This window comes from Flavihumibacter profundi (genome assembly GCF_020076305.1).
In the GTDB taxonomy this organism is placed as follows: Bacteria; Bacteroidota; Bacteroidia; order Chitinophagales; family Chitinophagaceae; genus Flavihumibacter; species Flavihumibacter profundi.
Genome location: NZ_JAIQXE010000002.1, coordinates 606,324 through 618,562 on the forward strand (window position 1 = coordinate 606,324; position 12,239 = coordinate 618,562).

Annotated in this window: 11 protein-coding genes; 1 reads left to right on the top strand and 10 read right to left on the bottom strand. The window is 43.4% G+C overall.

Features of this window, described 5'->3' with window-relative positions:
• Nucleotides 1–29: 29 nt before the first annotated feature.
• The 4 genes from LAQ65_RS12425 to LAQ65_RS12440 all read right to left on the bottom strand — a co-directional run bounded on the left by LAQ65_RS12425 (nucleotide 30) and on the right by LAQ65_RS12440 (nucleotide 3,914).
• Nucleotides 30–1,577, bottom strand: coding sequence for a SulP family inorganic anion transporter (locus tag LAQ65_RS12425; protein ID WP_224117292.1), 1,548 nt, complete (start codon nucleotides 1,575–1,577; stop codon nucleotides 30–32).
• A gap of 110 nt (nucleotides 1,578–1,687) precedes the next feature.
• Nucleotides 1,688–1,960, bottom strand: a complete 273-nt coding sequence (locus tag LAQ65_RS12430) for a hypothetical protein (RefSeq protein WP_224117293.1) — start codon at nucleotides 1,958–1,960, stop codon at nucleotides 1,688–1,690.
• A gap of 166 nt (nucleotides 1,961–2,126) precedes the next feature.
• Complete coding sequence (locus tag LAQ65_RS12435; protein ID WP_224117294.1) at nucleotides 2,127–2,354, bottom strand: DUF6814 family protein; 228 nt, start codon at nucleotides 2,352–2,354, stop codon at nucleotides 2,127–2,129.
• 12 nt (nucleotides 2,355–2,366) lie between these two features.
• Complete coding sequence (locus LAQ65_RS12440) at nucleotides 2,367–3,914, bottom strand: MFS transporter (RefSeq protein ID WP_224117295.1); 1,548 nt, start codon at nucleotides 3,912–3,914, stop codon at nucleotides 2,367–2,369.
• Nucleotides 3,915–4,070: 156 nt separating this feature from the next.
• On the opposite strand from LAQ65_RS12440, the gene acs reads away from it, so the two are divergent.
• Nucleotides 4,071–5,894 carry an acetate--CoA ligase gene (gene acs / locus LAQ65_RS12445; protein WP_224117739.1) on the top strand — a complete coding sequence of 608 codons (1,824 nt, stop codon included), beginning with the start codon at nucleotides 4,071–4,073 and terminating at the stop codon, nucleotides 5,892–5,894.
• Nucleotides 5,895–5,919: 25 nt separating this feature from the next.
• Here the strand turns inward: acs and LAQ65_RS12450 are convergent, their stop codons facing one another.
• From LAQ65_RS12450 to LAQ65_RS12475, 6 genes are all read right to left on the bottom strand, one after another.
• Nucleotides 5,920–7,170, bottom strand: coding sequence for a 1-acyl-sn-glycerol-3-phosphate acyltransferase (locus LAQ65_RS12450; protein ID WP_224117296.1), 1,251 nt, complete (start codon nucleotides 7,168–7,170; stop codon nucleotides 5,920–5,922).
• A 53-nt stretch (nucleotides 7,171–7,223) separates the two neighbouring features.
• A complete protein-coding gene (locus LAQ65_RS12455) occupies nucleotides 7,224–9,959 on the bottom strand; it encodes a T9SS type A sorting domain-containing protein (RefSeq protein WP_224117297.1) in 2,736 nt (911 codons plus the stop codon).
• 236 nt (nucleotides 9,960–10,195) lie between these two features.
• Nucleotides 10,196–10,753, bottom strand: coding sequence for a L,D-transpeptidase family protein (locus LAQ65_RS12460; protein WP_224117298.1), 558 nt, complete (start codon nucleotides 10,751–10,753; stop codon nucleotides 10,196–10,198).
• A 130-nt stretch (nucleotides 10,754–10,883) separates the two neighbouring features.
• A complete protein-coding gene (locus tag LAQ65_RS12465; protein ID WP_224117299.1) occupies nucleotides 10,884–11,258 on the bottom strand; it encodes a LysM peptidoglycan-binding domain-containing protein in 375 nt (124 codons plus the stop codon).
• 11 nt (nucleotides 11,259–11,269) lie between these two features.
• Nucleotides 11,270–11,761 (bottom strand): BON domain-containing protein, encoded by a 492-nt coding sequence (locus LAQ65_RS12470; RefSeq protein WP_224117300.1) that lies wholly within the window; start codon nucleotides 11,759–11,761, stop codon nucleotides 11,270–11,272.
• A gap of 30 nt (nucleotides 11,762–11,791) precedes the next feature.
• Nucleotides 11,792–12,199: a DUF4332 domain-containing protein gene (locus LAQ65_RS12475; RefSeq protein ID WP_224117301.1), complete on the bottom strand. Its 408-nt coding sequence runs from the start codon at nucleotides 12,197–12,199 to the stop codon at nucleotides 11,792–11,794.
• Nucleotides 12,200–12,239 lie beyond the last annotated feature (40 nt).

The window sequence follows — 12,239 nt, forward strand, 5'->3', positions numbered from 1 at the left end:
TTTGAATGTTTTTGGTAGTTGTCAATATTTCAGAATCCGTGGTCTTTAAACTGGCTTTTTTTCAATTCGACATTTATGTTTTTTAAGTTGGCATGCTTCCTGAAATCTTCAATTACTTCAATCACATCCCTGTCAATAAAATCTGCCCGGCTGGCATCGATCAGCACATAAGCGTTCATCGGCACTTCTTCAAGCTTTCTTTTCAGTAAGGGTTTATTCAAAAATGAAACATCTTTCCTTAATCTGAACAAATGCCTGTTTTCATCGGAAACAACAAAAACTGCTGACTTGAAATTGCTTCGCATAACAAAAAATAATCCAACAAGGCAACCTATCAATATGCCGACCAGTAAATCTGTCACTAAAATTGCAACAATCGTAACAACAAATGGAATAAACTGGTCAAAACCTTTACGGAATAATTCAGTGAAGATAGCCGGCTTAGCCATCTTAAAGCCCGTGAAAATTAAAATTGCAGCCAATGCAGGCAGGGGAATCAAGTTTAAAAGTCCCGGGAAAAAAGCAATACTCAAGAACAGTAATACGCCATGCATTACAGCAGCTGTTTTTGTTTTTGCACCCGCATTAATATTGGCTGAAGTTCTTACAATTACAGAAGTCACAGGCAATCCGCCCAATAGTCCGGAAACCACATTACCCACTCCTTGTGCTTTTAACTCACGATTTGTAGGAGTTACTCGTTGGTAGGGATCCATTTCGTCGCTGGCTTCGATATTCAGTAGGGTTTCAAGGCTGGCAACAATGGCCAAAGTAAGGGCGGTTGTCCATACCGTTAAATTACCCAGCTGGCTGAAATCGGGGAATCTGAATAAGGAAGTAAACCCATCAAATGAAGTGGCAATCGGGATACTTACCAGGGCATTTTCGGGTAAGGCGTTGCCAGAATGATTTCCTATGAACCACTGATTAATTCCAACAGCTATCAAAACAACCACCAGGGGTGCCGGTACCTGTTTCAAAAGCCTGAACTTCTTTGCCAATCCTTTTTCCCAGGCAATTTGAAGCAACAGGGAAAACAGGCCAATACCCAATGCTAGAGGATGGATGAAATTCAGTGATTTAAATATTCCTGAAAATGTATTTGTGCCGTCGGGTTGTAAAAATGTTTCATCTCCTTCAAAATCTGCATTGTATCCAATGAGGTGAGGTAATTGTTTCAGGATAAGGATAATACCAATCGCTGCCAGCATAGCCTTAATAACAGATCCCGGAACAAAATCACCAAGTACGCCGGCTTTTAAAAATCCAAGGATGATTTGAAATACACCCGCCAATACTACAGAAACCAGAAAAATTTCGAAGGTGGGAATCTTGCCAAGTGCCCCGGCAACAATGGCAGTTAAGCCTGCAGCTGGCCCGCTCACACTCAATTGGGATCCACTCATTAAGCCAATAACTATACCGCCTACGATACCGGCGATTATTCCGGAAAACAAGGGAGAATTGGATCCAAGGGCAATTCCCAGGCAAAGGGGAAGGGCAATCAGGAAAACGACAATGGAAGCGGGTAAATCAGCTGAAATATTTTTTAAGAGGGTTTTATTTCTTTGAGACATAATAATTGGTTTGAAATGCATGTAATGCTGACAGCATGTTTAACTGCATAGCATGGCATGACATGGCAATAACATGAAAAATAAAATAACAAGTTAAATCAGATGGTATTTCAGCAATCCGGGGGTTGAATCATTTTCCGGGAGTAATCGGAAGAGAGAAAGTTTACGGAACGGGGAATCAGGAAAGTTTTTTCCTGAATATTTTGTTGGGCAAGAAAGGCGGCATAATCAAGGAACTGGCATTGCGGTGTTTTACCGCTTTTATGTTCTTCATTGAAATTACCAGCATTGTTAACGGCCTCTTCTTCAACAGTATTAAGTATTACAGTTTTTGCCTTTTTCGAAGCAAAAGGCAATGAAACCAGGCTGCTTGTAAGGGCCATTATGAAAAATACAGTTATACCCTGAACGAGCCACCTGACACGGTATAAACGGAGACCATATGTTTTACTTCGTTTTGCCAATAGGTGGCGAAAATACAAAACAGAAAAGAAAGGGCGATTAATGTTAATGTATTTAACAAAATCATTAACTGAGAATACCCTGTTGCTAGCTTTCGATATCTTTTTCATATTCCCCCTGCAGTGCATAATAGCCAAAAAGTGTCATGCCTAAGGCAATGGGAATAAATATGATGACAAAAACGCCCCATTGTATTTTGGTGTCGATATCAGGCTTGAGTCTTATTTCTCCGGCCGCCATTTTTATTAAAAAATAAATAGTTACCGGCCCTAAAACCATCCAGAAGATGCCAAGATATTTTTTAAGTTGATTCATTTGTAAATTGTTTTAATCGGTTACATCCGGGTCAATCCTGTTGCTGACATATAATACCCCAATCACCAGGCAAACTGCCGCAATAATAATGGGATACCAAAGCCCGACCAATTTGTCTGTTGTATATTTTGTAGTGAGTAAGGTCGCAATAAATGGCGTTAGCCCGCCAAATATTCCATTGCCGATATGATATGGCAAAGACATGCTTGTATACCTGATTTTGGTTGGAAATAATTCAACAAGGAAAGCGGCGATTGGGCCATAGACCATCGTGACCAATAGGATTTGCAGGAAGACAAGAAATATTAGCATCCTATAGGTTGCAGGGTCGGGTTTTTTTTCGACGGTTAAAACTTTTGTTTTTGCTTTCATTGGCAAGGCAGCCGCGTAAAATATGGTATCAATGTGTTGCACGGTAAAGATGAAGCCATTGGCTAAGATATTCCTGCTGCTCCGGGTTACTATTGAATCACGTGTTTTGGGAATGGCGACGATCTTATCTGCCAGCAGTTCCTGCTTAACTAATGCAGATTGTTGGGTATTGGTATCAGTAAGTGCTAATACTTTTCCATAAATAGGCCGGTAGGCTAAAACAGCCAGCAACATCCCGGCCATCATGATCCATTTTCTGCCGACTTTATCGCTCCAGCTTCCAAATACCACAAAGAAGGGTGTTGCAAAAAGGATGGCCCAGATTAAAATTGTTCTGCTTTGGTCAAAATCAATTTTGCAAACATTTTCCAGGAAAGACTGGGCATAAAATTGCCCCGTATACCAAACTACCCCCTGGCCCATGGTTGCGCCAAATAATGCCAGTAATACCATTTTAAGGTTCAACTTATGACCAAAGCTTTCCTTTATCGGGTTTACTGAAATCGTTCCTTCAGCCTGAAGTTTCGCAAATAAGGGCGATTCATTCATTTTCATCCGGATATAAATGGAGATCACCACCAGTATAATGGATATTAAAAATGGGATTCGCCAGCCCCAGTCATTGAATTTTCTTATGGATTCAATGGGGTTACTATCCAGGCTGTGCCGGGTTAAAAGTATAACGCCCAGCGATACAAACAATCCCAGCGTTGCGGTTGTTTGTATCCATGCGGTGAAATATCCCCTGCGGTGTGGCGGAGCATGTTCCGCCACATAGGTGGCTGCACCACCATATTCACCTCCGAGTGCCAGGCCCTGGATCAGGCGCAACACCAGGACCAAAATAGGGGCAACAAAACCAATTTGATCGTAACCCGGCACAAGGCCTATTGCAAATGTTGATCCGCCCATCAGGATCAGGGTAAGCAAAAAGGTATATTTCCTGCCAACCAGGTCGCCCAGCCGTCCAAACACCAGTGCGCCAAATGGCCGTACCACAAAACCTGCAGCAAAGGTTGCCAATGTGCTGAGCAGTGCGGCAGTTGGATTTGTTTTTGGAAAAAACTGGTTAGCTATTACTGTGGCCAGGCTTCCGAAGATGTAAAAGTCGTACCATTCTATTAATGTGCCCACGGAAGAAGCACCAATTACGCGCCATATTCCGCTTGTTGGTGAATTTTGCTGCATCAGAAAAGATAGTTACAAATTATTGTTTTCATAAACATACTAAATTAGCAAGCTATATTGAAGCCATATGTCATATCCCTATCAGATTACATCAATGGAGCAGTACAACGCTGCCTATAAAAAAGTGTTGAAGACCCCGAAGCATTTTGGGCAGATATTGCCAGCCATTTTTTTTGGAGAAAGCGCTGGAATAACGTGCTGGACTGGAATTTCAAGGATCCGAAGGTCGAATGGTTTTCGGGCGGGAAATTGAATATTACAGAAAATTGTCTCGACAGGCACCTGGGAACTTTGGGTAATAAGCCAGCAATTATCTGGGAGCCGAATGATCCTGAAGAACACCACCGGGTGCTAACATATCGCGAATTGCACAATAAAGTGATGCAATTTGGCAATGTGCTAAAAAATAATGGCGTAAAAAAAGGAGACCGGGTTTGCCTGTATATGGGTATGGTACCGGAACTGGCTATCGCAGTTTTGGCCTGTGCCAGGATTGGGGCTATTCATTCGGTAATTTTTGGCGGATTCAGTGCGCAAAGCATTGCCGACAGGCTGATGGATGCCAATGCAGAATATATAATTACCTGTGATGGTGCATTCCGTGGTAACAAGGAAATCCCGTTAAAGAATGTAATCGATGATGCGTTGATACAGTGCAGATTTGTAAAGCGGGTTATTGTGCTGACCCGCACAAGAACGGCCGTTTCGATGATAAAAGGGCGGGATGTCTGGTGGGAAGATGAAATTAAAAAAGTTGAAACCCAGGGGAACGTGGATTGTCCGGCCGAAGAAATGGATTCAGAAGATCCCCTGTTCATCCTGTATACTTCCGGCTCAACCGGTAAACCAAAGGGCGTTGTGCATTCGACAGCTGGTTACATGGTGTATACGAATTATACATTTGTAAATGTTTTTCAGTATAAGCCCGGGGATATTCACTTCTGCACTGCAGATATAGGTTGGATTACAGGCCATAGTTATATTGTTTACGGCCCGCTAAGTGCCGGGGCTACAACCCTTTTGTTCGAAGGCATACCGACATGGCCCGACGCAGGCAGGTTCTGGGAAGTAATAGACAAGTATAAAGTAAATGTTTTATACACCGCACCTACTGCCATCCGGTCCTTAATGGGATTTGGATTAGGGCCTGTAAAGGACAAGGATCTTTCCTCGTTAAGAGTGTTAGGAACTGTCGGCGAGCCAATAAATGAGGAAGCCTGGCATTGGTATGATGAGAATATCGGGAAAGGCAGGTGCCCCATTGTTGATACCTGGTGGCAAACCGAAACCGGGGGTGTATTAATCAGTAACCTGGCTGGCGTTACACCGGCAAAGCCATCCTTTGCTACATTGCCCATGCCCGGAATACAACCTGTGCTGGTTGATGAAAAAGGTGAAGAAATTGCTGGCAATGATGTAGGTGGAAACCTTTGTATCCGTTTTCCCTGGCCATCAATAATTCGTACGACCTATGGTGACCATGAAAGATGCCGCACAAATTATTTTACAGCATACGAGAATATGTACTTTACAGGTGATGGTTGTTACCGGGATGAAAACGGCTATTACCGTATAACCGGTCGGGTTGATGATGTGCTGAATGTCAGCGGCCACCGGATAGGTACAGCCGAAGTAGAGAATGCCATCAATATGCATGCGGGAGTTGTGGAAAGCGCTGTTGTAGGCTATCCGCACGATATAAAAGGGCAGGGAATTTATTGCTTTGTAATATTCCAGGGAACCCATGGTGATGAAAACCTGCGCCGACAGGATATAACGCAAACGGTAAGCCGAATCATTGGCCCGATCGCAAAACCCGATAAAATCCAGTTTGTAACCGGACTTCCCAAAACCCGAAGTGGCAAGATTATGCGTCGAATCTTGCGCAAGATTGCAGAAGGGGAATTGGAGCAATTGGGCGATACTTCAACACTGCTGGATCCCGCAGTAGTGGATGAAATCAAGCAGGGTAAGCTTTAAGGAGTAATCAATTAATTGGCAATATTCATTCTTGAATCGCTGCCAATACCTTTTCACAAGCCAATTGCAGGTTGGTAAGTTCAGTTGTTGGCAGTTTTTTTGCTGCCTGCCCGGCTTTCCATTTTTGGTAATAAGCAAAGTAATTCCAGCAATATTGTCCTGTTGAAATGCTTATGAATAATATCGCTATCGCTTCCCAGGAAGGTAAAAATGAAAAGGATAGAATGGCCATGAAAATCAACCAGCAGAGCCACAAAATGGCCGATGAAGAGACCAGTATCCAGGAATAAAAATCAATTCTTTTAACTATTTGATCGGCAATATGTCTTGCAAGTATCAATGGCAGGGCATTCAGTAACCAGCCAATTATGGCTGCCGGGAAGCCAATTATTAAAGGCATTACTGAAGTTTTGGGAAGTGCAGATGCCCCAATAGTAGCAGGAGTGCAACCCGCCTGCAATAGTAAATCCTCATAATGTTTAAGCGGTTCTTCAGCTTGCTGCCACCAAATCGGATAGGCATTGCTGATAGCTGTTTCGGCTTCAATTTGATGAGTTGAAGAAAATGAAGCTGCATAGTTGGACTGTCTCCAGGTATCCAGGGCCAGGAAAAGAATGCGAGGGGACAAATGCCTGCTATCAATAGCCAGGTTTTGGACTGCGTGGTAACAACGCTGTGTTAATTGTTTCAGGGCAATAGTTGGGTGATGCTGGTAAGTATCCAGCAAGTCATTAGTAATTAGGGCCGGCCCGGCCTGCACCCAAACCCGGCTGAAAAGATTTGTAGGGTGACTATAATTTATGCCAATCGGAATAATTGGAAGTGTAAGGCCGGGGTTTAGCGAAATAGTTTGAAAAGCGATCCTGAATGCTCCTTTCCTGAAAGGATGAAGGCTATATTCGATATGGCTGCTTCCTTCCGGGAAAAACAGGACGAGTTCCCCGGCCGAAAGTAATTCTATCGCTTTTTTAAATGATTCTTTATTAGCACCAAGGGTTTGCCTTCCGCCCTGGTGGTGGTGAACAGGATGCATATGCAAGGCATTTAATACCCTGGCCACCAATGGATGTATAAATATATCCCCTCTTGCAAAAAAGTGAATTGGCCTTTTTATTAAAATTCCCAGTAAAGCAGCATCCATTAAAGAAGATGGGTGGTTTGCTATCAGCAATGCTGCACCACTTTGCGGAATATTATCAAGGTTTCGGGCCGAAATCTTTTCAAAGAACATGCCCAGGGCACCCCGCATCATGATTTTTACAAAATAATACAACATAAAAAAAAGCCCCACAATTGTGGGGCTTGAATATAATTATTAATTACGGCTAATTACTGGATGACAAACCGGGATACTTGTTTTTCCCCGTTTACCTGGGTGCTCATAAAGTAACTGCCTTTTTGCAATCCTGAAACATTAATGCGTGCACGACTATCATGTCCAAAACTGATTTCTTCCTGGCGAACCACGCTACCAATTGCGTTGATGATGGTAACTTTTACTTTCTGGTTACTCCAGTTTGCATTTTCAATATTCAATGGAACAGATGTTGTAACCGGGTTTGGATAAAGTTTCAGTCCGGCGAATGCAGATCCGCTGCCAGAAATCCTGATCACACCGCTATAACTAAACTTGCCATTCAGGTCAGTTTGCTTGATCCTGTAGTATCCATTAGTGCTTAATGGTTGATTGTCGGTGAAATTGTAATAAGATGTCAGGTCAGTTGTTCCATTGCCATTTACAGTACCAATTGCAGAGAAGTTAGTGCCATCAGCAGAACGCTCAATGCTGAATTTCTCGTTATTCTTCTCGGAAGCTGTGCTCCAGTTCAATTCTACTGCACCATTTACAGCACGGCCAGTAAAGCTTAGCCATTTAACCGGTAACGCATTGGCTATTGGGTCGTTTGTTCCAAAAGTAAATACAGGATTGACATCTGCAATAGAGAATGCCCTGATACCAGTTCTTAAATAGGTAATGCCAGCATTTGTGGTGGTATTACCAGAAGGGCCCAAATTACCCCAGCGGTTAGTTAACCATGCAACAGGAATTACACTACTCACATCCGTCAAACCACCACTGCGGAGGTTTTCATAGGAAAACCAGATATATGGTGGGTTTGTAGGATAATCTGTAGGTGGGAATCCAGGAACATCACTTACAAAGTCTACAGTGAAATATTCCTGTTGGCTCAGGGTAAGCACCGTAGGTGGTGTATTGCCATCGGTTGGCGGGTTATTAGTATTCGGGAAGGGTACCTGTGGATTTTGGCGTAGGTATTGAACCTGGTAGGTTGGCGGAAGCCCGGTAACAGGATTAAAAGCCATAACTCCTCCAAATGCAGTTGTACCTGAAATATTTACTGGTGCAAAGAAACCCGCATCACCGGTTGGATAAATAAAACTAGTAGTTCCGGTTCTGCGAACAAAACCGCTAACATAGCTTGCGCTGCTGGCCCCTGAATAAGTTATGCTGTTACCATTAAAATGCAGGTAATTGGTTGCGGAGGTGTTCACCACACCACTTGTAAATGTTATGTTCTGGTTATTTTGGTCAAGAACAAAAGGGGAGGCAAGTGTAACGGTGCCACCGCCAGTTTTATTAATGGTGATCGGACCGTTCCAATTGCCTGTGGCTGCCGGATCAAGGGTTACTATTGAATTTCCACTTCCGCCAAAAACCAGGGCTGTTCCTGCTGTTGTAGCATTACTTGCTGCACTGGTAGTAAGGTTACCATCTACCTGGAGGGTTCCTCCATTAAATCGACCATCAGTAATAGTGACATTGCCGGTTGCAATCAACACATCACCGGCCTGGATATTAAAGTTGCCGGCCGCACTGGTATTATCAAGGATGATGTTATTGAAGCTGACGGAAGCATTTGTAGCAGCTCCCTGAACAGCTAAGGTTCTTGCTGCTGCAGCTTGCAAGTTTACAGTACCACCATTAGCATTGAAAGCACCGTCGATATTTAAATTACCCTGGAAAGTGGTAGTATTTGAAGTAGCAACAAATGTACCAGCCGCACCAACATTAAATGTGCCATAGCTTAAATTAACGGCATCCCCATCAGGATAATTTACTGTACCACTTGTTACGTTAAATGTATTATTGGTAAGCGTATTAAAATTGATTGTATTAGATGGAAGATCAGTCACAAATGAAACCGTTGCAGCCGGGTTGGTTTTATTTATTGTTGTAATACCGCCGCCCCCTGTTGTGAATGGTGCGTTTACGGTAACTGTTGAATTTGCTGAGCCATCAAGTACCAGGTCAACCAAGCCGCCAAGAAAGCCATTGTCAACTAGCAGGTTCCTGCCAACATGCACAACTCCTGTTCCCGTACCCAAACTTCCGTTAGTTAACGTTAGGTCATTCAGGACAAAAATCTGGTCGGGAACCGCTGTGCCAACATTAAAGTTCTGTGTACCCGGATTGCTTTTATCCAGGATGACATCATAAAATGTAACAGAGCCGGACGCAGTACCATTAATATTTATGACAGTACTAGTGGAACCATTAAACGTAACCGCACTGGTACCAGGGTTAATGGTTGCACCAGGATTGGAAATGAAAACGTTTCCGTCGAACTGGAGTTGCCCGTCGATATTAAAAGTGCCAGCTGAAATACTAGTAACACCGCTAATCGTACTACCCGATGCAGCTGAATTAAAAGTGCCACCAGATTGCGTAAGGTTTCTCGTTATAACTACTGATCCCAATGGTGTGATGGTACCTCCTGCTATATTGAAATCACGGTTAACCAGCAGGAAACTACCCAGGGGTTGAGTGATAGTTCCGGTATAACCTGCATTAATTGTGAAATCACGCAACGAAATAAATGCAGGGCTATTCAATACGCAATTTGCACTACTGCCACCATCGAAAATAGCGTCAAGTGCTCCAGATGGTACGCCTGCGCCTCCAGCACCACCTGATGTTAATGACCAGTTTGCAGAAGCATTCCAGTTTCCAGAAGCGCCCGGGGCTACCCAGTATCTGGCCTGCGACATCGCAGCACCCGAAAATAAAAGACATAGGAAGGTTAAGTGTAATAGTCTTCTCATGGTAGAGTATTTGTTGATAAGTGAATGCATAAACAATACAGTTTTGAAATAATTAAATTCCTCCAGGTAGCATAATGCACCTGCATAGGTTTAAAAAATTTCTACAAAAAGGGGGTCGGGAAACTGTGGTTGTTCTACCAGGATATATAAGACTAGATTCTGTAAATTACAAACAAAAATAGCCATATCTGGCGATATGGCTAAAAAATTTATGGGCTTTTTTAATTGGTGGATAACTATTTTCGTATACTCACTCTGGTACCTACAGGGATCAGGGCATAAATTTCATCCATCTCACTGCGTTTCAGGCTAATACAGCCATTTGTCCAGTTCTGGAAGTAGTCTACCGCCATGTCATCCCGCTGCCAGGTTCCATGGATCCCGATACCATCCCCCATTTTTGCATTGGGGGGGATCAGCCCCTTGGCTTTGCGTTCGTTGAATTTTGCCTTGTCGGCAGCAGTTGGATAATCCAGCAACATAATCTCGCCCCATTTTTCGTGGGGGCGCTTCGAAACGATCTTGTATTCCCCTTCCGGCGTTTTCCTGTCTCCCTGGATCATTTTGTCGCCCAGGGTCTTTTCACCGAAAACGACCGGGTAGGTAGCATACCAACCTTCATCATCATAGATGCTGAGTTCGTAGTCTGATTTGTCGATCATGATGCGGGGGGTGCCATTTAACTCACCATTCAGGTGGTTGTAGCGGATACAGCGATAATTGTGGCCGGAAAATGAAAATAGGCCAACTGTGCATAGAAGCATAAAGGATACGGAAAAACGTGACAGTTGCATATGTTTTGTTTTTTAAAGCTTCGACGACTTAGGGTAAAACAAAAACGCTGCCAGGCATAAAAATATTACTGATGTGGAAAAACTTTGGTGAATGTTAACAAAAGCGCCCCGGTGACCGGGGCGCATCGTATTATTTCTTAGGAATTTTCAATTCCCAGCCTGGTTGAATCAGGTCGGGATTTTTAATTTTATCCTTATTGGCTTCGTAAATATCCTTCCAGGTTAAACCGGGATATTTCTTCGCAATCTTACTAAGGTTGTCACCACTCTTAACTGTATAGGTTTCTTCTGCACCTGCTGCAATACTTAAGTTCAGTACTAGGTCTGAATCCCTGAAATCGGGATTGAGGGTTTCATATAGATCCCAAAGTTTTTGTTTGCCCGAACTGCTGGAAGTTGTACCGTCGATATACAATACGCCATCCTGCTCCCTGACCTGCAAATCGCTTACCCCATCAGCTTTTGCTGTATCAATAAGGGCTTTGTATTTATCCTGTAATCCCATGGTAATTTAGTTTATTTGATGACCAATTTGTTTTCGATCTTTTTGGGCTTGATCTCATTCAGTTTTTGCATCAACCCGGGCAGGTCAGCTTTTTTTATTTCCCCGGTTAATGTTACCACACCATCTTTTACAACGGCCTGGACTTTGGGTTGTTTCTGGCTGGCCAGAATTTCACTTACTGCCTTTTGCAAGGTTTCATCGGGGTTAATCACAACTGGAGCAGGTGGCGGCGGCGGCGGTGGTATAGTGAGTTCATTTGATACTGATTTTACCCCCTTCACTGCTTTAGCTGCTGTTTCAACTGCAGTCCTGGTGGCTTCATCCGCTACCTGCCCGGTGATGGTTGCCACACCGTCTTTCACACTTACACTAACACCGGGATAGGCTGAAATGGCTGTAGCAATGTTTTTTTCGATGTCAGCGTCTTTAGGGGCACAGGCTGTAAACATAAAGGAGAGAACCAGTGACAGCCCTAATAAGACCCGTCCGATTTGCTGTTTCATTTTTTGTTGATTTAATATGAAGAGATTGGTTTAATGGAAAACCTTTTTATCCATGTTTTTAGCTTCCTGAATCATTCCTTCCAGCATTTCAGTTGAAGGAACTTTTCCCGACAACCCAAATTGCTGGTTAACCTCTGAAAGCCGGGTATGGAGATTTGCCGCATTCCTGGTTGCCAGTTCCTTTACAGTATCTACCCCTGCTGCTTCGAGTAATTCGGCAGTTTGCCCTGCAACCCCGTTAATCCTGAAAAGGTCTGCATGGTTTACCCAGGTGAGAATAAGTGATTCAGGGATTTTTGTTGCAGTGGCCAGGATTTCACGGCCGGCCTTGGTCCCTGCTTTTTGCAAAAGGTCTTCGGTCCTTTTTATGCCGTGTTGTTCAAGTTTGGCTGCATAAGTTTCGCCAATACCCTCAATGTCAATTACTGGATAACTCATTTTATGATCTTTTTTACTAATATACGTTATTGTGTGATGC

Bases quoted from the DNA above. Each gene is read 5' to 3' on its own strand.
- LAQ65_RS12435 (WP_224117294.1), bottom strand. From the start codon at position 2,354: ATGAATCAACTTAAAAAATATCTTGGCATCTTCTGGATGGTTTTAGGG.
- LAQ65_RS12440 (WP_224117295.1), bottom strand. From the start codon at position 3,914: ATGCAGCAAAATTCACCAACAAGCGGAATATGGCGCGTAATTGGTGCT.
- LAQ65_RS12460 (WP_224117298.1), bottom strand. From the start codon at position 10,753: ATGCAACTGTCACGTTTTTCCGTATCCTTTATGCTTCTATGCACAGTT.
- LAQ65_RS12475 (WP_224117301.1), bottom strand. From the start codon at position 12,199: ATGAGTTATCCAGTAATTGACATTGAGGGTATTGGCGAAACTTATGCA.
- LAQ65_RS12455 (WP_224117297.1), bottom strand. From the start codon at position 9,959: ATGAGAAGACTATTACACTTAACCTTCCTATGTCTTTTATTTTCGGGT.
- LAQ65_RS12430 (WP_224117293.1), bottom strand. From the start codon at position 1,960: ATGGCCCTTACAAGCAGCCTGGTTTCATTGCCTTTTGCTTCGAAAAAG.
- LAQ65_RS12450 (WP_224117296.1), bottom strand. From the start codon at position 7,170: ATGTTGTATTATTTTGTAAAAATCATGATGCGGGGTGCCCTGGGCATG.
- LAQ65_RS12425 (WP_224117292.1), bottom strand. From the start codon at position 1,577: ATGTCTCAAAGAAATAAAACCCTCTTAAAAAATATTTCAGCTGATTTA.
- LAQ65_RS12465 (WP_224117299.1), bottom strand. From the start codon at position 11,258: ATGGGATTACAGGATAAATACAAAGCCCTTATTGATACAGCAAAAGCT.
- LAQ65_RS12470 (WP_224117300.1), bottom strand. From the start codon at position 11,761: ATGAAACAGCAAATCGGACGGGTCTTATTAGGGCTGTCACTGGTTCTC.